General features: G+C 72.4%; 15 protein-coding genes and 1 pseudogene. 11 read left to right on the top strand and 5 right to left on the bottom strand.

All coding sequences use genetic code 11. From position 1 onward, the window contains the following. Window positions 1-11 precede the first annotated feature (11 nt). Window positions 12-1,334, bottom strand: a complete 1,323-nt coding sequence (locus tag ACIPTO_RS30280) for a DEAD/DEAH box helicase (protein WP_401197372.1) — start codon at window positions 1,332-1,334, stop codon at window positions 12-14. A 209-nt stretch (window positions 1,335-1,543) separates the two neighbouring features. On the opposite strand from ACIPTO_RS30280, the gene ACIPTO_RS30275 reads away from it, so the two are divergent. Further along, a complete protein-coding gene (locus ACIPTO_RS30275; RefSeq protein ID WP_401197370.1) occupies window positions 1,544-1,894 on the top strand; it encodes a DUF488 domain-containing protein in 351 nt (116 codons plus the stop codon). A gap of 45 nt (window positions 1,895-1,939) precedes the next feature. Here ACIPTO_RS30275 and ACIPTO_RS30270 read toward each other — a convergent pair whose 3' ends face one another. Together ACIPTO_RS30270 and ACIPTO_RS30265 are read right to left on the bottom strand one after the other, a co-directional pair. Beyond that, window positions 1,940-3,613, bottom strand: a complete 1,674-nt coding sequence (locus ACIPTO_RS30270; RefSeq protein WP_401197367.1) for an FAD-binding dehydrogenase — start codon at window positions 3,611-3,613, stop codon at window positions 1,940-1,942. A 29-nt stretch (window positions 3,614-3,642) separates the two neighbouring features. Next, on the bottom strand, window positions 3,643-4,269 hold the full coding sequence (locus ACIPTO_RS30265) for a TetR/AcrR family transcriptional regulator (protein WP_401197365.1): 627 nt from the start codon (window positions 4,267-4,269) through the stop codon (window positions 3,643-3,645). 104 nt (window positions 4,270-4,373) lie between these two features. On the opposite strand from ACIPTO_RS30265, the gene ACIPTO_RS30260 reads away from it, so the two are divergent. From ACIPTO_RS30260 to ACIPTO_RS30250, 3 genes are all read left to right on the top strand, one after another. Further along, window positions 4,374-5,003 carry an alpha-ketoglutarate-dependent dioxygenase AlkB gene (locus ACIPTO_RS30260; RefSeq protein WP_401197362.1) on the top strand — a complete coding sequence of 210 codons (630 nt, stop codon included), beginning with the start codon at window positions 4,374-4,376 and terminating at the stop codon, window positions 5,001-5,003. A 141-nt stretch (window positions 5,004-5,144) separates the two neighbouring features. After that, window positions 5,145-5,894: an MBL fold metallo-hydrolase gene (locus ACIPTO_RS30255; RefSeq protein WP_401197360.1), complete on the top strand. Its 750-nt coding sequence runs from the start codon at window positions 5,145-5,147 to the stop codon at window positions 5,892-5,894. Window positions 5,895-5,903: 9 nt separating this feature from the next. Continuing rightward, window positions 5,904-7,139, top strand: a complete 1,236-nt coding sequence (locus tag ACIPTO_RS30250) for a DUF4032 domain-containing protein (protein WP_401197358.1) — start codon at window positions 5,904-5,906, stop codon at window positions 7,137-7,139. A 6-nt stretch (window positions 7,140-7,145) separates the two neighbouring features. Here ACIPTO_RS30250 and ACIPTO_RS30245 read toward each other — a convergent pair whose 3' ends face one another. Next, complete coding sequence (locus ACIPTO_RS30245) at window positions 7,146-8,183, bottom strand: LacI family DNA-binding transcriptional regulator (RefSeq protein WP_401197356.1); 1,038 nt, start codon at window positions 8,181-8,183, stop codon at window positions 7,146-7,148. 204 nt (window positions 8,184-8,387) lie between these two features. Between ACIPTO_RS30245 and ACIPTO_RS30240 the strand changes: the two genes are divergently transcribed. After that, window positions 8,388-9,173 (top strand): TIM barrel protein, encoded by a 786-nt coding sequence (locus ACIPTO_RS30240; RefSeq protein ID WP_366325131.1) that lies wholly within the window; start codon window positions 8,388-8,390, stop codon window positions 9,171-9,173. A gap of 3 nt (window positions 9,174-9,176) precedes the next feature. Here ACIPTO_RS30240 and ACIPTO_RS30235 read toward each other — a convergent pair whose 3' ends face one another. Continuing rightward, a complete protein-coding gene (locus ACIPTO_RS30235) occupies window positions 9,177-10,058 on the bottom strand; it encodes a universal stress protein (protein WP_366325129.1) in 882 nt (293 codons plus the stop codon). 50 nt (window positions 10,059-10,108) lie between these two features. On the opposite strand from ACIPTO_RS30235, the pseudogene ACIPTO_RS30230 reads away from it, so the two are divergent. The 6 genes and pseudogenes from ACIPTO_RS30230 to ACIPTO_RS30205 form a co-directional block, all read left to right on the top strand. Continuing rightward, window positions 10,109-10,456: pseudogene (locus ACIPTO_RS30230) on the top strand (VOC family protein); the annotation flags it as partial. Window positions 10,457-12,070: 1,614 nt separating this feature from the next. Next, window positions 12,071-13,354, top strand: a complete 1,284-nt coding sequence (locus tag ACIPTO_RS30225) for an MFS transporter (protein ID WP_401197354.1) — start codon at window positions 12,071-12,073, stop codon at window positions 13,352-13,354. Then, entirely contained in the window at window positions 13,332-17,027 is a 3,696-nt protein-coding gene (locus ACIPTO_RS30220; RefSeq protein ID WP_401197351.1) for an amino acid adenylation domain-containing protein, read from the top strand. Before ACIPTO_RS30225 ends, ACIPTO_RS30220 begins: the two co-directional genes overlap by 23 nt. A 52-nt stretch (window positions 17,028-17,079) precedes the next feature. Next, window positions 17,080-22,101, top strand: coding sequence for an amino acid adenylation domain-containing protein (locus ACIPTO_RS30215; protein ID WP_401197348.1), 5,022 nt, complete (start codon window positions 17,080-17,082; stop codon window positions 22,099-22,101). A 1-nt stretch (window position 22,102) separates the two neighbouring features. Beyond that, on the top strand, window positions 22,103-22,816 hold the full coding sequence (locus tag ACIPTO_RS30210) for an alpha/beta fold hydrolase (protein WP_366325119.1): 714 nt from the start codon (window positions 22,103-22,105) through the stop codon (window positions 22,814-22,816). Further along, entirely contained in the window at window positions 22,813-23,658 is an 846-nt protein-coding gene (locus tag ACIPTO_RS30205; protein WP_401197346.1) for an SDR family oxidoreductase, read from the top strand. Before ACIPTO_RS30210 ends, ACIPTO_RS30205 begins: the two co-directional genes overlap by 4 nt. The last annotated feature ends 14 nt before the right edge of the window (window positions 23,659-23,672 follow it).

The raw sequence follows: 23,672 nt of genomic DNA, 5'->3' as shown, positions 1-23,672 counted from the left end.
CCCCCATACCATCAGCGCCCCTTGCGTACCCGCGCCGCCGCCCGGGCCTCCGCGGCCTTGCGTGCCTCCGCGGCCTTCCGGGATTCCTTGGCGGGCCGCCCGGGCCGGGATCCCATCCCGCGGAACGGCGCGTTGCCGGTAGCGGCCTTCACCGGGGCCGGTGGTCGCTTCGCCCCGGTGATGGCTGTCAACTGCTGCTCGCCGGAGCGCACTTGGGTGACGGTCGGGCGGATCCCGGCCTCGGACATCAGCCGGTTCACGTCGCGTCGCTGGTTCGGGGTGACCAGGGTGACCACGCGCCCGGACTCCCCGGCGCGTGCCGTGCGCCCGCTGCGGTGCAGGTAGTCCTTGGCGTCGGCGGGCGGGTCGACGTTGACGACGAGGTCGAGGGCGTCGATGTGGATGCCCCGGGCGGCGACGTTGGTGGCGACCAGCACGGTGATCTCGCCGTCCTTGAACTGGCCGAGCGTGTGCGTGCGTTGGGGCTGCGACTTGCCGCTGTGCAGCGCGGCGGCCCGCACCCCGCTGGCCCGCAGATGGCGGGTGAACTGGTCGACACCGGCCTTGGTGTCCAGGAACATCAGCACCCGGCCGTCCCGGGCGGCGATCTCGGTCGCCGTCGCGTACTTGTCGGCGCCGTGGATGTTCAGCACATGGTGGTCCATCGTCGCGACCGAGCCCGCCACCTGGTCGACCGACGCGTGCACGGGGTCGTGCAGATGCTCCTCGACCAGCTGCTCGACATCGCGGTCGAGCGTGGCGGAGAACAGCAGCCGCTGCCCGTCGGCGGGAACCCGGGCGAGGAGGTCGGAGACCTGCGGCAGGAAGCCGAGGTCGCACATCTGGTCCGCCTCGTCCAGCACGGTGATCCGCACCTGGTCGAGGTGGCAGTCCCGGCGTGAGACGAGGTCGGTCAGCCGCCCCGGCGTCGCGACGAGCACCTCGACGCCGGTCCGCAGCAGCGCCTGCTGCCGGTTGATCGACAGCCCGCCGACCACCGTGGCCAGCCGCACCCCCAGCGTCCGCGCGTACGGCTCCAGCGCGTCGCTCACCTGCTGGGCGAGTTCCCGGGTCGGCACCAGGACCAGCGCGCGCGGCCGCTTCGCCTCGGCGCGCTTCCCCGCGGTCCGCACCAGCAGGGCGAGCCCGAACGCCAGCGTCTTGCCGGAACCGGTGCGGGCCCGGCCGAGCACGTCGCGGCCCGCCAGCGCACCGGGCAGGGTCGCCGCCTGGATCGGGAACGGCTCGGTCACCCCGAGGCCGGTCATCATCTCGACCAGCGCGGGCGGCAGCCCGAGCCGGTCGAAGGAATCGGCCGGCGGCTTGGCGTTCATGGGGAGCCTTCCTGGATCTGGTGCCCGCAACGCCGCCGGGGCCCGTACCCCCTGGTACGGGCCCCGGCGACATCGAAGCGTTCCCCCGATTTTACCAGCGGAGGCCGGAAGCACCGGCCCGCCCGGACCCCACTCCGCGTCACCCCCGTCCCCGGCGCGCGCCCGGACGTAGGCTCGCCGCACCACCGCCGCCCGAGGGAGCCCCGCCCGTGACCGTCCGTGTGCGCCGTGTCTACGATCCGCCCGAGCCGGAGGACGGCGTCCGCGTCCTGGTCGACCGGCTGTGGCCGCGCGGCCTGTCCAAGGACGCGGCCCGCGTCGACCGGTGGCCCAGGGAACTCACGCCGTCGGCCGAACTGCGCCGCTGGTACCACGCGGGCGAGGGCTCCTACGACGCGTTCGCCGAGCGGTACGAGGCGGAACTCGCCGGGCCCGAGGCGGCTCACCTCCTGCACGACCTGAGGGACGTGGTCCAGTCGGGCCCGGTGACCCTGGTGACGGCGGTCAGGTCGCCGCAGGAGAGCCACGCCTCGGTGCTGGCCCGTCTCCTGTCGTCGTGACGCGAGGAGACGGGCCGTAGCGCCGGCCGGCGAAGGACCGTCCGGTCAGGCCGTCTGCCTGGCCGCCGCGCGTCCGGCCGCGCGCCCGGAGAAGAGGCAGCCGCCGAGGAAGGTGCCTTCGAGGGCGTTGTAGCCGTGCACTCCCCCGCCGCCGAAGCCGGCCACCTCGCCCGCCGCGTACAGTCCGCCGATCGGCTTCCCGTCGGCGGCCAGCGCGCGGGAGTCGAGGTCGGTCTGGATGCCGCCGAGGGTCTTGCGGGTGAGGACGTGCAGCTTGACGCCGATGAGCGGGCCGGCGGCCCGGTCGAGGATGCGGTGCGGGGTGGCGACGCGGCCGAGGCGGTCGCCGATGTAGCGGCGGGCGTTGCGGATGCCCTGGATCTGGGCGTCCTTGCTGTAGGGGTTGGCCAGTTGGAGGTCGCGGGCCTCGATCTGGCGTCGGACGACGGCCGCGTCGAGTAGCGGCTTGTCGGTCAACTGGTTCATCTTCTCGACCAGTTGCTCCAGGTTTCCGGCGGTCACGAAGTCCGCGCCCTTGCGCAGGAAGGCGTCCACCGGGCCCGGGGCGCCCTTGCCGAGGAGCCGGTCGCGCAGCACCGCCTTCTTGTCCTTGGCGGTGATGTCGGGGTTCTGCTCGGAGCCCGACAGCGCGAACTCCTTCTCGATGATCTTCTGGGTGAGGATGAACCAGGAGTGGTCGTGGTCGGCCAGGTCCGGTGTCGTGCGCAGGTACTTGAGGGTGTTGAGGGTGTCGTAGCCCGGCAGGCACGGGTCGGGCAGGCGGCGGCCGAGGGCGTCGAACCACAGGGAGGACGGGCCGGGCAGGATGCGGATGCCGTGGCCCGGCCAGACCGGGTCCCAGTTCTGCAGGCCCTCCGTGTAGTGCCACATGCGGTCGCGGTTGACGAGCCGTACGCCCGCCTCGGCGCTGATGTCGAGCATCCGGCCGTCGACGTAGGCGGGGACGCCGGTGACCATCTCGGCGGGCGGGGTGCCGAGGCGTTCGGGCCAGTACGCGCGGACGATGTCGTGGTTGGCGCCGATGCCGCCGGTGGTGACGATCACGGCCTGGGCAGTGAGTTCGAAGGCGCCGATCGCCTCGCGGCTGGAGGTGACGCCCCGGGCCGCTGCGTCCTCGGCGAGGACGGTGCCGCGGACGCCGCGTGCCTCGCCCTCCTCGACCACCAGCTCGTCGACCTGGTGACGGTGGTAGAAGGTGAGCAGTCCGTCGCGGGCGGCCTGCCTGGCGTGGTCGACGAAGGGTTCGACGACTCCGGTGCCGGTGCCCCAGGTGACGTGGAAGCGCGGGACGGAGTTGCCGTGGCCGTGGGCGCGCAGGTCGCCGCGTTCGGCCCAGCCGACGGTGGGGAGCAGTTTGATGCCGTGGCTCTCCAGCCAGGGGCGCTTCTCCCCGGCGGCGAACTCGACGTAGGCACGCGCCCAGCGCACCGCCCAGGAGTCCTCGTCGTCGATCCGGTCGAAGCCGGCGCTGCCCTGCCAGTCGTTCCAGGCGAGGTCGAAGGAGTCCTTGATGCCGAGGCGGCGCTGTTCCGGCGAGTCGACGAGGAACAGTCCGCCGAAGGACCAGAACGCCTGCCCGCCCAGGTTGTTGGCGTTCTCCTGGTCGACGAGGGCGACCCGGCGTCCCCTGCTGGTCAGTTCATGGGCCGCGACCAGACCGGCCAGACCGGCTCCGACGACGATGACGTCCGCATCCATGGCGCCCGTTGCCCTTCTCGAGTGGGTTGTCATTCAGGGGTGTTGCCGCTGTCGGTCAGCAGCGCGGTGAGCAGCTGCCTGAGCCAGGAGCGCGCTCGTTCCACGTCCTTGTCGAGCAGCAGTTGGGTGGTGACTCCGTCGTAGGCGGCGATCACCGCGCGGGCGGCGCCGTCGATGTCGCCGAGCACGGCGGGGAGTCCGGTGTGTCCGCCGGCCCGGCTGAGCCGGTCGGCGATCGCGCCGCGCAGCCGGGCCCGGTGGTCGAGGAGGGTCTGGGCTACGGCCGGGTCCCGGGCCGCGTGCACCAGGAAGTCGGTCTTGACCAGCAGCCAGTCCCGGTCGAGGAGGAGCACGTCGGTGACGCGGTCCACGGCGGCGTGGACGTCGAGGCCGGGCTTGTCGAGGGCGAGCGCGCCGGCCACCTGCTCGGCGATCAGTTCGGCGCGGTCCCGGTAGAGGGCGAAGAACAGCTCGTCCAGGCTGCCGAAGTTCGAGTAGAACGCGCCGCGGCTGTAGCCGGCGGCCTCGCAGACCTCCTCGATGGAGACCCGCCCGAACCCCTTCGCGGCGAACACGGCGAACGCGGCGTCCAGCAGATTGGCCCGGGTGCGGACCCGTCGCCGAGTCACCCGCTTGAGTGTCGCCTCAGTCTCCATGCCCGGACCTCCATTCGATACGCGAATGTATCGGATACACCGATGTATCGAAAGAGCCGTGTCCACATGGGAACACTTATTCGAATAAGGAGTAGGCTGGCTCCATGACCGCGCACCACCTCCAGGGCTCCCTCTTCGACCAGACCGACCAGCTCCGCCTCGGCACCCTCGACGGGACACACCGGACGGCACTGGGACTCGGCGCCTGGATCGACGTGCTGCCCGGGTGGCTCACCGGCGCCGACGCCCTCTTCGGGGAACTGGCCACCGAGGTCCCGTGGCGCGCCGAACGCCGTCAGATGTACGACCAGGTCGTCGCCGTACCCCGGCTGCTCGCGTTCTACGGTGCAGGCGACGCGCTGCCGCACCCGGTGCTCACCGAGGCGCGGGACGCCCTGTCGGCCTACTACGCACGGGAGTTGGGCGAACCGTTCGCCACCTCCGGGCTCTGCTACTACCGCGACGGCCAGGACAGTGTGGCCTGGCACGGCGACCGGATCGGGCGCGGTGCCCGCGAGGACACGATGGTGGCGATCCTCTCCGTCGGCGCGCCCCGCGATCTGCTGCTGCGGCCCGTGCGCGGCGGCGCGTCGGTGCGGCGTCCGCTGGGGCACGGCGACCTGATCGTGATGGGCGGCTCCTGTCAGCGGACCTGGGAGCACTGCGTCCCCAAGACCAGCCGCGCCGCGGGACCGCGCATCAGCGTGCAGTTCCGCCCGCACGGCGTGCGCTGAGGCGGAGAGGCGGCCGCTTCGGACGCACGCGGGGGCCGCCTCCGGCGGACGGCGCCGGAGGCGGCTTCCCCCGCGCGGACCGAGGTCATCGGCATCTGGTTGGCTGTCCCCGTACCGGGCACCACCTCACGAGGGACGATCATGCGGGCAGAAGTACGCCAAGTCGCCGACGGCACCTACCTGGTGCACGGCAGCAACACCAACTGGGTGATCCTCACGGACGGCGACGAGGCGACCCTGGTCGACACCGGGTACCCCGGGGACCGTGAGCTGCTGCTCGACTCCCTTGAGCAGGTGGGGAGTTCACCGAAGGCGGTCACGGCGGTGCTGATCACCCACGCGCACAACGACCACCTCGGTTCGGCGGAACACCTGCGCAGCGCGTACGGCACGCCGGTCCTGCTGCACGAGGACGAAGTACCGCACGCCCGGCGGGAGTTCCTGCAACAGGTCACCGTGGGCGCGGTGTTGAGGAACGTCTGGCGTCCGGGCGTGCTGCCGTGGATGGTGCACACCCTGCGCGTCGGCGGCACCGAACAGCATCCGGTCGCCGCGGCCGAGGCGTTCCCCGGCGCGGGCGGCGCGCTCGACCTGCCCGGCCGGCCCGTCCCCGTGCACACCCCCGGCCACACCAGCGGGCACTGCGTCTTCCATCTCCCGGAGCGCGGGGCGGTGATCTCCGGGGACGCTCTGGTGAGCGGTCACGCGACCTCCCGGATCAAGGGCCCGCAGCTGCTGCCCGACATGTTCCACCACGAGCGCGACCGTGCCGTGGCCTCGCTGGACGTCATCGAGGCGCTCGACGCGGACACCCTGCTGCCGGGCCACGGTCCGGTGCACACCGGTCCGGTCCGTGAGGCGGCGCGACGCGCCCGCGAGCACGCGATCTAAGGTCACCCCATGGCACTGCAGATCAACGCGACGAATCCGGAGCATCCGGTCCTCCTGCTGGAACTGCCCTGGGACGTTCCGCTGGAGGAGTGGCCCGACGAATACCTGGTCCCGCTGCCGCGCGGCATCTCCCGCCACGTGGTGCGCTACGCCCGCGCCGGCAGCGAGGTCATAGCCGTCAAGGAGCTGGCGGAACGGCCCGCGCTGCGCGAGTACGAGCTGCTGCGCGACCTGGACCGGCTCGGCATCCCCGCCGTCGACCCGCTCGCGGTGGTCACCGGCCGCGTCGACGGCGCCGGCGAACCGCTGGAGCCGGTACTGATCACCCGACACCTGGGCGGCTCGATGCCGTACCGCTCGATGTTCGAGACGACGCTGCGGCCCGCCACCATGCACCGGCTGATGGACGCCCTCGCGGTGCTGCTCGTGCGGCTGCACCTGGCCGGGTTCGCGTGGGGCGACTGCTCGCTGTCCAACACGCTGTTCCGGCGGGACGCGGGCGCGTACGCCGCGTATCTCGTGGACGCGGAGACCGGCGATCTGCACCCGCAGCTCAGCAACGGGCAGCGGGACTACGACCTCGACCTCGCCCGCGTGAACATCAGCGGGGAGCTGCTGGACCTGGAGGCGTCCGGGGCGCTGCACCCGTCCGTCGACCCGATCGAGTTCGGCATGGAGATCTGCGCCCGCTACCAGAGCCTGTGGGAGGAGCTGACCCGGGTCTCGGTGTACCCGGCGGGCAAGTACCACTTCATCGAGCGACGGATCCGGCGGCTGAACGAACTCGGCTTCGACGTGGCCGAGATGCAGATCGAGCACTCCTCGAACGGCGACACGGTGACCTTCGTGCCGAAGGTCGTCGACGCGGGCCACCACCAGCGTCAGCTGCTGCGCCTGACCGGCCTGGACGCCGAGGAGAACCAGGCGCGGCGGCTGCTGAACGACCTGGAGTCCTGGATGGCCACCCAGGACGACTACGCCCCGGGCGATCCCCTCGCCGCCCGGCCCGAGGTGCTGGCGCACCGGTGGGTGCGGGACGTGTTCCGGCCGACCGTGCGGGCCGTGCCGCTGGAGCTGCGCGGTGCGATGGACCCGGCGGAGATCTACCACGAACTGCTGGAACACCGCTGGTACCTCTCCGAGCACGCCCAGCACGACATCGGTCTGGACACGGCCGTCGAGGACTACCTCAAGAACATCCTGCCGAAGGCGCGCGAGACGCTGGAGCCGACCTCCCCGGAGTGACCCGGGTCAGGCCGTGGCGGGCGGGGCGGTGGTGCCGCGGACCACGAGCCGCGGCGGCACCACGCTCTCGCCGTCCGCTACGGCCTCGCCGTCGAGACGGGCGATGGCGCGGCCGACGGCGAGTTCCGCGAGGCGCGGGACGTCCTGGGCGACGGTGGTGAGGTCGATGTGGGCGAGCCGGGACAGGCTGGTGTCGTCGAAGCCGACCACGGAGATCTCGCCGGGGACGGTCACACCGGCGCGCAGGAGGATGTCGAGGACACCGGTGGCGGAGCGGTCGTTGAAGGCGAGCACGGCGCCGGGCCGGGCGGCCGGCGGATCCGTGAGCAGGGTGCGGGCGCCGCGCGCGCCGTCCTCCTCGGTGGGTCCGCCGGGCAGCACGCGGACGTGGTCGGCGAGGCCGTGGCGGTGCATCGCGGTGCGGTAGCCACGTCGGCGGTCGGCGGCGCCGGGTGCCTTCCCGCCGTCGATGTGGACGATGGTGCGGTGGCCGAGCGCGACGAGATGGTCCACGGCCTGCCGGGCGCCCTCGTCGTCGGCGGTGCGGACGACGTCCACGGCCGGCGGGGCGGGCCGCAGCCGCCGGGCCACCGAGACCACCGGGACCTGGGCCGCGAGCTGGGCGAGGCGGGCGGCCGGGACCTCGGGGCCGAGCAGGACGAGGGCCTCGCACCGGTCGGCGAGCAGCGCCTCCACGGCCTGCCGCTCACCGCGCGTGGGGGCGACCGCGCTCAGGGCGACCTGGTAGCCGGCGGGTTCGGCGGCGGCGTAGATGCCCTCCACCAGGTCGGTGTGGAAGGGGTGGCGGAGGCCGAACTGCACGCCGAGGAGGCGGGAGCGGTTGCTGCGCAGCACCCGGGCCCGGGTGTCGGGCCGGTAGCCGATCTCCTCGGCGGCCTTGAGGACCCGCTCGCGGGTGGTGGCGCTCGCGCCGTACGCCCCGCGCATCACGATGGAGACCAGTGCGACGGAGACGCCCGCCCGGGCCGCGACATGGGCCAGCGTGGGCCGCTTCCCGTCGGGGACCACGGGGGTCGTCGGCACGGGCGTCCTTCCGGTCGAGGTGTCGTTCCGTTCCGGGATGGTAGCCGCTCCGGGGGCCCGGTCTCCGGGACGGCAGCCGCTCCGAAGACCCTGCTCCGACGGTACTGCAACGTTCTAGGAACAGGCCCGGCGAAGGCTTGACACGGGAATCGCGTGATGGCGTACTACTGCCATCTAGAACGTTCTAGAAGAGGGTGAGCGGTGATGTACACGTTGGCGGTCTGTGCCGAGATGGTCTTCCGGGACCTGCCGATCCACGAGCGGGCCCGGCGCATCCACGAAGCCGGTTTCCAGGTCGAGATCTGGGACTGGACCCGGCACGACCTGGACGCGCTGGCGCGGACTCCGGCCGAGTTCTCGTCGATGACGGGCTACATCCGGGGCAGTCTCACCGACGAGGCGGGCGCCGCCGAACTCCTGCGCACAGCCGAGGAGTCGGTGAAGGCCGCCGACCAACTGGGCTGTCCCCGGCTGAACCTGCACGGCACCGGTCTGGACTCCGAGGGCCTGCCCGTGGTCCCGGTGACCGGCGAGCCCACGGGCGCGATGTGGATCGCCGCCCACCGCACCCTGACCCGCCTCGCGGAACTCGGCGAGAGCGCCGGGGTCACCTTCACCCTGGAGAACCTGAACGCCGCGGTCGACCACCCGGGCGTCCCGTTCGCGACGGCGGCCGACACCCTGGCCCTCGTCCAGGCGGTGAACCGCCCCGGCCTGCGCATGAACCTGGACCTGTACCACGCGCAGATCGGCGAGGGGAACCTCATCGAACTGGTCCGCCGCGCCCACGAGTCGGACCTCATCGGCGAGATACAGATCGCGGACGTGCCCGGCCGCCAGGAGCCGGGCACCGGCGAGATCAACTACCCGGCCATCGCCCGCGCACTGGCCGACATCGGCTACGACGGCACGGTCGCGATGGAGGCCTGGGCCTCGGAGGGCGACAGCGAGCGGGCCCTGGACCGCTTCCGCACCGCGTTCACCGTCTGACCCTCAGGGGGCCTGCGGCGCGGGCACGACGGCCACCGGGCACTCCGCGTGGTGCAGCACCCCGTGCGCGACCGAACCGATCCGCGCGCCCACCGCCGTCCGGTGGGCGCGCCGCCCGACGACCAGCAGCTGGGCGCGCCCCGCGACCGACAGCAGCACCTGCCCCGCGCTGCCGATCTCCACGTGCTCGACCACGGGCACGTCGGGGTAGCGCCGCCGCCACGGCTCCAGCGCCTCGACGAGACCCTTCCGCTCGTACGGTTCCAGGCCGCCGGCCTCGTCGAGGAGTCGCAGGGAGCCGGGGCTGTAGGCGAACACCGGCGGCAGGGTCCACGCCCGGACGGCCCGGACGGTGGCGCCGCGTGCCGCCGCCGTCTCGAAGGCGAAGCCCAGCGCGGCGGCGCTGTCCTCGGGGTCGCCGTGCTGCCCCACGACGATCTCCCGGCCCACGGCCTCCCCGGAGGCGTCGCCCCCGGCACGCACCAGCACGACGGGCCGTACGGACTCCGCGATCACCTGCTGGCCGACGGAGCCCAGCAGGAAGCCGACGACGGGACCGTGACCGCGTGAACCGAGCACCAGCGCTTCGGCGTCCGCGGCGGCGGCGGTCAGCGCCTCCGCGGGGTCTCCCTCCACCACGTCGGTCGTCACGTCCAGGCCCGGGTGACGCTCGGCGAGCGTCCGGGAGGCCTCGTCCGCCGCGTCCCGCACCCACCCGTCCTGGGTCTCCCGGTCCGCCGCGTCGAGGCCCTGGTGCTCCTCGTACCGCCACACGTGCACCACCCGCAGCGCCAGCCCCCGCCGCACGGCCTCCCGGCCCGCCCAGGCGAGTGCGGCGAGGCTCTCCGCCGATCCGTCGACCCCTGCGGTGATCGGGCGTGTCATTCGGTGGCCTCCCTGTGGTGCGATCACGTGCGTCGGCCACAGTCTTCACCATGACCTTGGAATGGGAGCAGGTAGTGGTGGACTCGGCCGACCCCGTCACGCTGGGGCGCTGGTGGGCCGAGGCGCTCGGCTGGGTGGTGGTGGGCGAGGCCCCCGACGAGTTCGAGATCCGGCCGGAGCCCGAGCGGCTGCCGGGGCTCCTGTTCGTCCCGGTGCCCGAGGGCAAGACCGTGAAGAACCGGCTGCACCTCGACTTCCGGCCCGACGACCAGGAGGCCGAGGTGATCCGGCTGCTGGCCCTGGGCGCGCGGACCGCGGACGTCGGGCAGGGCGAGGTGCCGTGGGTGACGCTGCGGGATCCGGAGGGCAACGAGTTCTGCGTGTTGCGCTCCCGGCGCCCCTGGGGCCCCCGTGCGGGGTGGAGAGGAACGAGGCGGGGCGGACCCGGGCGATCGAATACCACCGAGTCCTATGAGCCCTCCGTCATTTCCTCGAACCCGTGCAGGAACAGTGCCGAGAAGTCGGGACACCTCTCCGGAACGCCGCGCTTCGGCGCGAACTCGTATACGGCCCACTCCCCCTCCGGACCGGTGCCGGTCGGATCGAGCAACCAGAAGTCGCGGCATGTGACGTCATCGCCCAGGGCACCCCGCATCAGATCCAACAGCCCCAACAGCCCCAACAGGGTGGACCGCAGCGGACGTATCGCGCGGCTACGGCGTTCGGAGCTCGGCGAACGGTGCCTGGGGAACAGAGGACGCCAAGCCCGATCGGCCTTGCCGGGGCAGGTGCGGCCGTGGAGGTCTCGCGCGAGGGCGGCGCCGACCGCTGCCGCCCTCGGCGCACACGACCCGCCGGCCGTGCGGAACACCACCAGAAGCACTTACCTCTTCGGGAAAAGCAAACGCCGTGGTGTACGAGCCTCGGCCGCCGATCCGGGCCGCTCCGACGCCCCTTCCTTACGCAGGGTGACGTTAAGGGCACCCATTCGCCGGCCGTCCGGCCGGGAGCGAGCGGGCGCCGCGCACCGGCGTTCCGCGCGGACATCCGGCACCGATAAGCGGACGCCATGGCCGGTGTCGACCGCCTGTCGCGGCGCGCCGCCCCGACCTTCCCCGTCGACCGCGGCTCCACCTGCTCCGCGACCGTCGCCGCGCCGCGGACCCGCGACGACGGAGCGCCGTACCGTCACGGAAAAGCACCGCGCCTTCCCCGGAGAAAACGTCCGCCGCACCCTTCGCGCACGCGACAGCGTGAAGATCGAATCGGACAGGAGGTGTAGGCCGGAAAAGCCGTCTCGTATGTATTTCGGCCATGCGGGCGACCGCTTTTCGGTCGGGCATCCGCGGCTGCCGGACGGTCGCGGCGCATACCCGTGGGCACTGCCCGGGCACCGCCCGGCGAGCCGGTGCGAATCGATGGCATCAAGCCTCGACCGGTGAGCTGAAATCGGAACTCGGCATGCCGCTCGCAGCGGTTGTCGCGCGAAAGGCCGACTCTCCCTCTTTCGAACGGTCGGCGGCCTGGAATCACTCTGCCTCCGAGTGCCCGATTTCGCCTCCTAGTTCAGTACATACACCGCACCGGAGGCCTCGACAGGGGCGTGTTCTGGCAACAATGGCCAGTTCACACCGGGCGTTCGGGCGAGTCCCGAGGAAAGATCCAGCCAGTCGGCAGGCTCCGTAAACTGCCTTGACGCGCCTGAAGGAAAATGTTAGAAAAAGCGACGGAAAATCTGCCGCCTCTGGTCGCGGCAGAAGAGAAGTGGGGGGCACTTCCTGGGGGGAACGTGTACGGGGGCTTCCGGCATTCACTGCCGGATCATGCGTGAATCCGCAGTTCAATCCTTTTGGCGCCAGTTTCTCTATTGTTTCTCGGTGCGGTCGTCGAACCCGGCGACAAACCTGAGAGAGGGCGCTTTTCCTTCGCACACCCGAAGCGGTTCTCGGCGTGCTCCGCACGCAGTCCGCTTCCTTCGCCTGCCATTTTCGGCCTACTGAACGGTGTGGAATGTGAAAGCATATTTGGCCATCCTGCGCATCGGTGACTACCGACTGCTCTGGTCGGCCCTCGTCCTGAATCTTCTCGGGGACGGCGCCACCTATGCCGCCCTCGCGTGGATCACGCTGGAGAAGGCGGGGGCCGCCGGCCTCGGCGTCCTCGGCGTGTGTCTCACCCTCCCGGTGATCCTGGGCGGGGCCGTCGTCGGACCGCTGCTCGACCGGTTCTCCCGACGCAAACTCTTCATCTACGACTCGGTGTTCCGCGGCCTCGTCGTCGCCCTGATCCCCGTGCTCGCGGCGCTGGACGCGCTGCACACCTGGAACCTGTACGGCGTGGCGCTGATCTACGGCCTTCTCAAGATCATCCCGCTGGCGGGAACCCCGGCCGTGCTGCCCGAGCTGGTCCCCGAGGACAAGCTCCAGGCGGCCTCGGGCCTGGAGTCCACGGCGATGGGCGCCGCCAACGTCGTCGGCCCGGCCATCGGCGCGGCCCTGATCGCCGCCTTCGGCGCGCCCTACGTACTCGTCCTGGACGCCGTGACCTACCTGGTCTTCGCGTTCCTGATCAGCCGCATCAAGGCCCCCATGGCCCGGCCCGAACCGGTGGCGACGTCCGACGGCGGGGATCCGAGGCCCGGCTGGGCCCCGGTCTTCCGGCTCATCGTGCGCGACCGCTTCCTCCTCGTCCTCACACTGTCCTTCGGCGCCTTCAACGTCTCGGCCGGCGCGCTGATCGTCGCCCTTCCCTGGCTCGCGAAGTTCCAGTTCGACAGCGGCCCCGGCATCCTCGGCCTGATGCTGGCCGTCATGGCGGCCGGCGAGCTCATCGGCTCCCTCGTCTCGGGCGCGGCGAAGACCTCCGAGCGGCAGATGCTCCGCATCGGCGTGCTCCAGCTCGCCTCCGGGGCCGTGCTGTTCCTGCTCCTGCCGCGGGCGCTGCCATGGATCCTGCTCGGTCTCGCCCTGAACGGCATCCTCTCCGCGCCGATGACGGTGCTCGGCGGCGTGGTCCGTATGACCCGGGTGCCCGGCGCGATGCGCGGTCGGGCCATGACGCTGATGCGCACGGTGATGGCCGGCGCCCTGCCCGCCGGTTCCGCGCTCGGCGGCGTGCTCCTGAGCGGTCGCCACTACGGCGGCCTGATCCTGGTGGTCGCCGCGCTCGCCGCGGCTCCCGGCGTGCTCACCGTCCTGCTCTTCCGCCGCACACCGTTCCGACTGGGGGTGACAGCAGCCGATGACCAGCGTGTCCAGCGGGACCCCGATTCCGATGCCGTCCACGCCACTTCCTGAACCTCCGGCCGACGGGGACGCCGACGCCGTCCTCCTGGTCACCGACCGTCCCCGCACCCGGGAGTCCGCCTCCGGGCCCCTTCGCACCCTGCGTGTCCCGGGCGCGGGCGGTCCGGCGGCGCTCGCGGCCCTCGCCGTCCTGCTGCACCGGCACACCGGACAGCTCCGCCTGCTCCTCGACGTCGGCACGGCCGGGGAGGGCGCCGGTTCGCTGACCCTGACCGTGCACCCGGACGAGCCCGTCGCCGCACTGCTCGCCAGGACACACCGAGCGCGTCCGCAGGGACCGCCCGCGGGAACGGCCGTGCGGTACGCGGACACTCCTGGCCCCGTGTTCGACGGCCTGCCCGAGCTGGTCGTGACGCGCGACGGCGAGGACCTGCTCCTCGGGTACCGCGACTCGCTCTTCGAGGACGCCACGGCGGACCGGTTGGCTCGCCAACTGCGCGCGGTGCAGGCGTTCCTGACGGAGCATCCGGCGGCGCGCACCGGGGACGTCGAACTGCTCGGCGAGGGCGAACGCGACCAGGTCGTGCGGTCCTTCAACGACACCGTTCGCCCCTATCCCGACACGGCCACGATCCACGGCCTGTTCGCGGAGCAGGTCCGACTGACCCCTGGGGCCGTAGCCATCAGTTGGCGTGCCCAGGAGCTGACGTATCGTCAACTGGACGCGCTGTCGGACGACTTGTGCCGACGCGTCGTGGCCGCCGGGGCGGCCCCCGGCGACCGGGTGGCGCTGCGCACCGGGCGCACCCCCGACTTCGTGGTCGGCGCCCTGGCCGTCCTCAAGGCGGGCTGCGCCTACCTGCCGCTGGAGCCCGACCATCCGGCCGAGCGCACCGCGTGGCTGCTCGCGGACTCCTCCGTGCGCGTCCTGGTCGCGACCGGCGACCTGCCGGCGGACCTGGCTTTCGAGGGGACGGTCCTCACCCCCGGGCCACAACCGACCGCCGAGAGCGCGGCTCCCGGCGCCGTCTCCGCCACTGCCGCCGCTCACGACCTCGCCTACGTGTGCTACACCTCGGGCACCACCGGGAAGCCCAAGGGCGTCGAGGTGGTCCACCGCAACGTGGTGCGGCTGGTGAAGGGCCAGGACTACGTCCGCCTCGGACCGGACGTCAGGATCCTGCCCACGGGTTCGATCGCCTTCGACGCGAACACCTTCGAGATGTGGGGCGCCCTGCTCAACGGCGGCTGCCTGCGCCTGGTGGACGCGGACACCGTGCTCGACGCGGCCCTGCTCGGACGGGAGATCGCCGGGCACCGCATCACCACGATGTGGCTCACCTCGCCCCTGTTCAACCAGCTGGTGGAGCAGGACGCGAGCGTGTTCCGTCCGCTGCGCGAGCTGGTGGTGGGCGGGGACGCCCTGTCGTCCGCGCACATCGGGAAGGTGATGGACGCCTGCCCCGGGGTGACCCTGATCAACGGCTACGGCCCGACGGAGAACACCACGTTCTCCGTGACGCACCGGCTGGAGCGGTCCGACCTCGGACGCATCCCGATCGGGCGCCCGATCGCCCACTCCACCGCGTACATCCTGGACGAGCGGGGCCGCCCGTGCCCCATCGGGGTGCCCGGCGAGCTGTGCCTCGGCGGAGCCGGGGTCGCCCGGGGCTACCTGGGGCGCCCGGAGCTGACGGCCGAACGCTTCGTGACCGATCCCTTCGGCCCCGAGGGTGCCCGGCTCTACCGCAGCGGCGACCTGGCGCGCTGGCGGCCCGACGGCGTGATCGAGTTCCTGGGCCGGCGCGACCACCAGGTCAAGGTGCGCGGCTTCCGGGTCGAACCCGCCGAGGTGGAGGCGGCCATGCTCGCCCACCCCGAGGTGGCCGAGGCCGTCGTCGTGGCACGGTCCCGGCCGGGCAAGGGCGACAAGTACCTGTGCGGCTACTACGCCGGTCCCCGTCCCCCGCGGCCCCGTGATCTGCGGGACCTGCTCGCGGCGGAGCTGCCGGGGCACATGGTCCCGTCGTACCTCGTGCCGCTGCCCGCGCTGCCGCTCAGCCACACCGGAAAGGTGGACAGATCCAGGCTGCCCGACCCCGTCGGCGCGCATCTGTCGGCATCGGCGGACCACACCGCTCCCTCGACCGAGGACGAGCGGACGGTGGTCGAGGTCGCCGAACGGGCCCTGGGGATCAGCGGCATCGGCGTCCACCAGGACCTGCGGGACCTCGGCGCGGACTCGCTCACGGCGACCCTGATCGCGGTGGGCGTGCAGGAACGCCTCGGCCGGCACGTCCCGGTCAGCGCCGTCCTGCGGGCCGGAACGCCCGCCCGGCTCGCGGACCTGCTGCGCGAGACCGCGCCCGGCCCCGGCCACGTCGTCCCCGCCGCGCCCGAGGCCGAGACCTATCCGCTGACCCCGCAGCAGCGCCAGCTCTACTTCGAGCAGGCGAAGGATCCCCGCGCGGTGCACTACAACGTGCCGCTCAGTCTCGACCTGCCCGCCGGCACGGACCCCGAGCGGCTCGCGCGGGCCCTGTCCGGGCTGGCCGAATGCCACGAGTCGCTGCGCACCCGTTTCGTCGTCGAGGGCCGCGAGGTGCGCCAGCGCGTGGAGGCGGGCATCGACGTCGAGGTACGGGTGCTGGACGAACCCCCCGGCCCCGTCGAGGAGTTCGTGCGCCCCTTCGACCTGGCGCGCACGCCGCTGTGGCGGGCGGACGTGCACCGCACCCCGGCCGGGGTGACCCTGCGCATGGACCTGCACCACATCGTGGTGGACGGTTTCTCGCTCGCACCGCTCCTGGAGGACCTGGCCGCGCTCTACGCGGGTCGACCCGCGCGTCCGCCGGCACCCCGCTACCGGGACTACGCGGTGTGGCTGAACGGCCCGGCCGGTACCGCCCTGCGGGCGGCCCAGGAGCCCCACTGGCGCAAGGTCTTCGCGGCGCCCCTGGACCGGACGGACCTGCCGACGGACACGCCACGGCCCGCCCTGCGCGAACTCGACGGGGACGTGGTCGAGTTCGCGATCGGCACCGAACTCACCGCGGGGCTGCGCCGGCTGGCCCGGGAGCACGACGTCACGCTCTTCGCCGTCCTCGCCTCCGCCTACGGCGCGCTGCTGGCCGCGCTCAAGGGCACCCAGGACGTCACGCTCGGCACACCCGTCTCGGGCCGCACGGCCCCCGGACTCCACCGCACGGTGGGCATGTTCGCCAACACGGTGGTCCTGCGCACCGCCGCCGAGCCGGACCTGCCCTTCCTCACCTTCCTGCGCCGCCTCGCCGACGTGGCCGAGGACGCCTTCGCGCACCAGGACTTCCCCTTCGAGGACCTGGTCGCCGCAGCGGCGCCGGTGCGCGACTACAGCCGCACCCCGCTCTTCGACGCGCTCGTCGCGCTGCACAGCGGGCGCTATCTCGCGGCCGACTTCCAGGGCGCCGGGGTTCCCCTGCGCCTGGAACAGACCGGACAGGCCGTGTTCGACCTCGACCTGCAGATCCACGAGGACGCCGGCGCGCTGCGCGTGGCCTGGCGGTACGCCTCCGGGCTGCTGCGCCGGGACACCGTGAGCGCCTGGCGGGACGACTTCGTCCGCCTGCTGGACGCGGTCGTCGCCGACCCCACGGCCACGCTTCACACCCTCTTGCCCGCACTCGTCCGCGCACCGGCGACCCCGGCGCCCGACCCCGTATCCGACCTCGACTTCGACTTCTGACGGTTCACGGACACGATCACCGACGGTTCACAGCTCAGTGCAGGAGAAACCCATGCCACTGCTCGACCCTGAGGTCAACCGCTCCGACTCGACCCCGCAGGCCGCCCACTGGCGATCCCAGTTGGCCGAACTCGCCCAAGTGCCCGGCTTCCCGGCCGACTTCCGTCCCCGCCCGGCCGAGGACGGGCACCCACACCCCCCGCACGGCACGCACGCCGTCCGTCTCGGTACAACGCTCACCGAGCGGCTCGACCGGATCAGCCGCGACCGCCCGCAGCAGCTCTCCCTCGTCCTCACCGCCACCCTGGCGGCCCTGGTCGGCCGGTACACCGGCGAGGAGGAGGCGGTGATAGCCCAGCCGACCCGCGGCGCCGCGGCCGAGTTCGCGGGCGGCCCGCTGCCGCTGCGTATCGAAACCGGCGGTTCCCTGCGGGAGCTGCTGGGCCGGGTCTCCGCCTCGGTCCGTGAGGCCGAGCAGCACCAGGACTTCGCGGTGGCCGCCCTGGCCGCCGAACTGGGCCACACCGACGCCTTCGCCACCGCGCTGACGCTCGACGGGTTCCACGACGCTCCCGACACCTCCGGCGACGGCATCCGCCTCACCGTCTCCCGTGACGCCGCGGAGCTGGTGGTGACCGTCTCCTACGACACCGCCCGCTACGCCGGGGCGTCGATCGAACGCATCGCGGCGCACTACGCCCTGCTCCTGGAGCGGGCCGCCGCCTCGCCCGACACGGCCATGCGCGGGATCGACCTGTGGTCCGCCGAGGACGAGGCCGTCGTCGCGGCGGCCAACGCGACCGAGCTGCCCTTCGACACGGAGGCCACCCTGCACGGCCTGTTCGCCGCGCAGGCCGCCCGGACCCCGGACGCACCCGCCCTGCTGAGCGACGACAGGACGCTGACGTACGCCGAACTGGACGCGCGCTCCAACCGGCTGGCCCGCACCCTGCGCCGACGAGGGGTCGGCCGGGACTCGATCGTCGCGCTGGTCGCCGAGCGGTCGCCCGAGATGATCACGGCGGTCCTGGCCGTGCTCAAGGCCGGCGGCGCCTACCTGCCCGTCGACCCGTCCTACCCGCAGGCCCGTATCGACCACCTGCTCTCCGACAGCGCCGCCGCTCTCGCCCTCCACCAGGCCCGGTTCGCCGCCCTCCTCGGGGACACGCCCGGCCTCGACCTGGACGACGAGGCGTCGTACGCGGCGGACGCCTCGGCCCCGGAGGCGGTCTCCGGCGCGGGCGACGGGGCCTACCTCATCTACACCTCGGGCTCGACCGGGCTCCCCAAGGGCGTCCTGGTGGAGCACCGCAGCGCGGTCAACCGGCTCGCCTGGATGCAGCGCGCCTACCCCATCGGCCCCGACGACGTGGTGCTCCAGAAGACGTCGATCTCCTTCGACGTGTCGGTGTGGGAGCTGTTCTGGTGGTCGTTCACCGGAGCCGCGCTCGCCCTGCCCGCGCCCGGTGCGGAGAAGGACCCGGCCGCGCTCGTCGCCGCCCTGGAACGGCACCGGGTCACCACCACGCACTTCGTCCCGTCGATGCTGACGATGTTCCTCGGACACCTGGCCCGGTTCGGTGACGGCGCACATCTGGGCGCGCTGCGCCAGGTCTTCGCGAGCGGCGAGGCCCTGGGCACCCAGCAGGCCCTCAGGTTCACCGAACTCCTGCCCGGCGCACGGCTGGTCAACCTGTACGGGCCGACCGAGGCGACCGTCGACGTCACGCACCAGCCCGTCGAAGGGCTCGGCGACCGGGCGCGGCTGCCCATCGGCCGCCCGATCGACAACATCAGGCTGTACGTGCTCGATGCGGCCGGGCGCCAGACGCCGGTCGGCGTCCCGGGCGAACTCCATGTCGCGGGCGTAGGTGTGGCGCGCGGCTACCTGGGCCGCCCCGAGCTGACCGCGGAGAAGTTCGTGAGCGGCGAGGAGGTGCGCGCGGCGACCGGCGAGGAGCGGCTCTACCGCACCGGCGACCGGGCGCGCTGGCTGCCCGACGGCACCCTCGACTACCTGGGCCGGGTCGACCTCCAGGTGAAGGTGCGCGGGTTCCGCGTGGAACCGGGCGAGATCGAGGAGCGGCTGCGCACCCACGACGCGGTGCGGGACGCGGCGGTCGTGGCCGTCGACGACGGATGGCAGACGTCGCTGCGCGGATTCGCCGTCCTGGACGGCGAGGCGACCGAGGCGCAGCTCAAGGAGCATGTGCGGGCCGCGCTGCCCGAGTACATGGTGCCGGGCCGGATCGTGTCCGTGGCCGAGCTGCCGCTGACCCCGAACGGCAAGCTGGACAGGGCCGCGCTGCGCCGTCCCGAGGCGCTGCGCAGACAGGCCCCGGCGCACGTCGCCCCGCGCGACGAGCGGGAGCGGACCCTCGCGGAGATCTGGAAGGACGTGCTGGGCCGGGACAGGCTCGGCGTCCACGACAACTTCTTCGCCCTGGGCGGCAATTCGATCCACTTCGTGTCGGTGCTCGCCAAGTCCCGTGCGGCGGGACTCGACTTCACCTTCCAGCAGTTGTTCAAGCACCAGACGATCGCACTGCTCGCCGAGTCGATCGCGGCGGAGGAGGAGTCGGCGACGGTCGCGGAGGACGTCGCCGCGCGGGGCGCGTTCCGGCCGTTCGAGCTGGTGTCCGAGGCGGACCGGGCGCTGCTGCCCGCGGACGCGGAGGACGCCTACCCGCTGTCGATGCTCCAGGCGGGCCTGATCTTCCAGACGGAGATCACGGGCGGTCTCGGCCAGTACCACGACGTGCTGAGCTACTCGATCACCGGCGCCTTCGACCCGGAGGCGTTCACCGAGGCCGTGCGGCTGCTGACCCTGCGCCACCCGATGCTGCGGACGACGTACCACCTGACCGGCTTCAGCGAGTTCCTGCAGATCGTGCACCGGGACGTCCCGCCACCGCTGGCCGTCGCCGACCTGCGGCACCTCGACGCGGCGGGACAGGCGGCCTGGCACGAGGACTGGCTGGCGCGCGAGAAGGCCCGCCGGTTCGTGTGGGAGGAGGGCGGCCTGGTCACCCTGCACGTCCAGGTGCTCGGCGACGAGCTGTACCGGTACACCGTCAGCCAGCACAACTCGGCCCTGGACGGCTGGTCGATCTCGCTGCTGCACACGCAGCTCTTCGAGCTCTACCACCAGGTGCGCGAGGGCCGGGACACGGCGCGGCCAGCGGTCGACAACCACCTGCGCAACTTCGTCGGCCTGGAGACGGAGGCGCTGCGCTCGCCCGCGTCCCGGGACTTCTGGAGGGAGGTGATGCGGGACGCGAGGCCCGCCGACGTCCCGCCGAAGCCGGACGCGGTCGCGACCGACGACTTCACGGTCGTGCTGCGGGACGTCCCCGTGCCCGCGGGGCTCACCGAGCGGGTGGAGGCGACGGCCGACGCGCTGTCGGTGCCGTTCAAGGACGTGCTGCTGGCCGCGCACATGAAGGTGCTGGGCCTCGTGTCGGGCCAGGACAAGGTGATGACGGGCTACGAGCACAGCGGCCGGCCGGAACTGCCGGGCGCGGAGACGACGTTGGGCCTGCATCTCAACACCGTCCCGTTCCAGGTGGATCTGGGCGGGGGCAGCTGGGCGGACCTGATCCGCCGGGTCTACCGCGCGGAGCTGGACCTCCTGCCGCACCGCCGTTACCCGATGGCCAAGATGAAGCAGGACCTCTCCACCCAGCGCACGCTGTTCGAGACGACGTTCAACTTCACGCACTTCTACCTGCTGAAGAACCTCCAGCAGCTGCCGGAGTTCTCGCTGCTGGGCATGCGGGTCGACTCGGAGACGGAGTTCCCCTTCCGTACGGAGTTCTCGCGGCACTTCTTCGACGACGAGATCCAGCTCTGCCTGCACTACCACACGCATCTCTACGACGAGGAGCAGATCGACCGCATCGGCGGCTACTTCGTCCGCGTCCTCGAACTGATGGCGAGCGAGCCGGACGCGTCCCACACCGCCAGGCCGCTGCTGGCCGACGCGGACCTGGCGCTCCTCGGCCGTGACCGTGCCGACGAGGCGGAGGTCGTCGCGCCGGTGCCCGGAGGCACGGCGGGCGAGGCCACCGTCGCCCGCATCCGCCAGGCGTGGGGCAGTGTCCTCGGGCTCGCCGAGGGGGAGATCGCGGCGGACGACGACTTCTTCGCGCTCGGCGGCAACTCCCTGTCGGCACTCCGGGTCGTCCTGGAACTCGACGGCCTGGTCACGCTCTCCGACCTGACCCGGGTCCCCCGACTCACCGAACTCGCCGCGCTCGTCGAGGGACACGACCGCGAGGAGGCCGGGGAGGAGCTGCTGCACCTGCTCACCTCGAAGGCCGAGGGCGCCAGGGCGGCCGTGGTGTGCGTGCCCTACCCCTGCGGGCACCCGGTGAACTTCAAGCCGCTCGCCGAGGCGATCGAGCGGCTCGACCCGTCGCTCGTGGTGTACGGCCTGGAGCCGCCCGGTCACGACCCGAGCCGGCCGGGCGAGTTCACGGACGTCCTGGAGACGGTGACGCGGGCGGCGGAGGAGATCGAGCGGAAGGCCGACCTGCCGTTGATCCTGTGGGGGCACTGCGGTGGCGCCGCCGTCACGGTGGAGCTGGCCCGCCTCCTGGAGGAGCGGGGCTTCGACCTGCGGCACGTGTTCATCGGGTCCAAGCTGCTGCCGCCCGCGAAGGACATGCAGGAGTCGATCGACATGATCGAGACCTGGACGGACGACGAGATCGTCTCGTACATGGTCGAGGAGACCGGCTACACCGAACTGGACGGCCTCGACCGGCGCTACACGTCCTTCATGGGCGACCTGTTCCGGCACGACGTGTGCGGCGGCTACCGCTACTTCATCCGCGTGACCGAGGACGAGCCCGACTGGCGCATCGAGGCACCCTTCACGGTCGTCGTCGCCGACGACGACAAGGGCCTCGCACACGCCGCCGGGGAGTACCGCTGCTGGGAGCGCGTCGCGAACGACGTGAGCTTCACGGAACTGACGGGCGGCGGGCACTACTTCGTGCGCGGCAACCCCGCCGGCACCGGTGAACTGATCGCGCGGGCGTGGGCGTCCGCCGCCGAGTTGGAGGGCTGACATGCAGATCCCCGTCCTGTGCTTCCCGTTCGCGGGTGCCGGAGCCTCCGCGTTCCGCCGCTGCCAGGAGTACGGCAGCGACACCGTCCTGATCACCCCCGTCCAGCTCCCGGGCCGTGAGGAGCGGTTCGGTGAGCCGCTGTACACCGACGTGGTCTCCGCGGTCGACGACCTGCTGCCCACCGTCCTGGACCAGGTGGCGGGCAGCCCGGCCGTCGCCCTGTTCGGACACAGCCTCGGCGCGGTCATGGCCTACGAGATGACCCACCGCATCAGCGCGCTCGGCGGCCCCGAGGTCGTGAAGCTGTTCGTCAGCGGCTCGCCCGGACCGTGGACGCAGCGCGAGAGCCGGGCCACCGGCCTGACGGACGAGGCGTTCCTGCGGCAGGTCAGGGAGTTCGCCGGATACACGCACCCGGCGCTGGAACACCCCGACCTGCGGGAGCTGCTGCTGCCTCCGCTGCGCGCCGACGTGGAGATGCACGAGAACTACCGCGCGCCGTCCGAGGTGCCGCTGGACATCCCCGTCGTCTCCGTCCGGGGCGAGAGCGACGAACTGGTGGACCGCGCCCAGGCCGCCGAGTGGGACGCGGCGACCACGGCGGGCTGCCGTCAGGTCGAACTCCCGGGCGGCCACATGTACCTGGTCGACTCGCCCGCCGGTCTGGTCCGCCTCCTCGACGAGGAGCTGGCCGCCCAGGGGGTGGGCCGGTGACCGCCGTCACGACGGCCGCCCCGCTCACCGGAAAGGTGGCACTGGTCACGGGCGCGGCCCGCGGCATCGGCCGGGCGTGCGCCCTCGCGTACGCCCGTGCCGGGGCGGACCTGCTGCTGACCGACATCGGTGACGACCTCGACGGCGTCCCCTACCCGCTCGGTACGCGCAGCCAGTTGGCGTACACCGCCCGGATGTGCCGAGAGGAGGGCGGCACGGTGGCGACCGCCACGGCGGACGTGCGCGACCTGGACGCCGTGCGCGCGGTGGTGGAGGGCGCCCTCGACCGCTTCGGCCGGGTCGACGTCCTGCTCAACAACGCCGGGATAGCCGCCCCTTCGGGCAAGACGGTCCACGACATCACACCGGACGAGTGGGACCTGATGCTCGACGTCGACGTCTCGGGCGCCTGGCGGATGATCCGGGCCGTGGGCACGGCGATGACGGTCCAGCGGGCCGGCAGCGTCATCAACGTGGCGTCCACCGCGGGCCTGGTCGGCTACCGGCACTTCGCCGGGTACGTCACCGCGAAGCACGCCCTGGTCGGCCTGACCAAGGCGGCGGCCCTGGACCTCGCGCCGTTCGGGGTACGGGTGAACGCGCTGTGCCCCGGTTCGGTGCGCGACGACGACGCGGCCGAGGGCCGGATGCTCACGGAGATCGCCCGGTCCCTTGAGGTGCCGGTCCAGGAGCACGAGGAGACCTTCGTGGCGGCACAGCCCATGAACCGGCTGATCGAGCCGGAGGACGTGGCCGGTGCCGCGGTGTGGCTCGGCTCGGACGACTCGCGCCAGGTGACCGGTTCCACGGTCACCGTCGACGGCGGGTTCACGAGCCGGTGAGCGTCCGTGAGGAG

This window comes from Streptomyces sp. NPDC090083, from assembly GCF_044747445.1.
GTDB lineage: Bacteria > Actinomycetota > Actinomycetes > Streptomycetales > Streptomycetaceae > Streptomyces.
Note: the sequence above shows the minus strand (reverse complement) of the source record. Positions and strands in the feature narration are given on the sequence as shown.

Coding starts and splice junctions, on each gene's coding strand:
- ACIPTO_RS30280 (WP_401197372.1), bottom strand. CDS start 1,334: ATGAACGCCAAGCCGCCGGCCGATTCCTTCGACCGGCTCGGGCTGCCG.
- ACIPTO_RS30270 (WP_401197367.1), bottom strand. CDS start 3,613: ATGGATGCGGACGTCATCGTCGTCGGAGCCGGTCTGGCCGGTCTGGTC.
- ACIPTO_RS30265 (WP_401197365.1), bottom strand. CDS start 4,269: ATGGAGACTGAGGCGACACTCAAGCGGGTGACTCGGCGACGGGTCCGC.
- ACIPTO_RS30260 (WP_401197362.1), top strand. CDS start 4,374: ATGACCGCGCACCACCTCCAGGGCTCCCTCTTCGACCAGACCGACCAG.
- ACIPTO_RS30255 (WP_401197360.1), top strand. CDS start 5,145: ATGCGGGCAGAAGTACGCCAAGTCGCCGACGGCACCTACCTGGTGCAC.
- ACIPTO_RS30250 (WP_401197358.1), top strand. CDS start 5,904: ATGGCACTGCAGATCAACGCGACGAATCCGGAGCATCCGGTCCTCCTG.
- ACIPTO_RS30240 (WP_366325131.1), top strand. CDS start 8,388: ATGTACACGTTGGCGGTCTGTGCCGAGATGGTCTTCCGGGACCTGCCG.
- ACIPTO_RS30235 (WP_366325129.1), bottom strand. CDS start 10,058: ATGACACGCCCGATCACCGCAGGGGTCGACGGATCGGCGGAGAGCCTC.
- ACIPTO_RS30220 (WP_401197351.1), top strand. CDS start 13,332: ATGCCGTCCACGCCACTTCCTGAACCTCCGGCCGACGGGGACGCCGAC.
- ACIPTO_RS30215 (WP_401197348.1), top strand. CDS start 17,080: ATGCCACTGCTCGACCCTGAGGTCAACCGCTCCGACTCGACCCCGCAG.
- ACIPTO_RS30210 (WP_366325119.1), top strand. CDS start 22,103: ATGCAGATCCCCGTCCTGTGCTTCCCGTTCGCGGGTGCCGGAGCCTCC.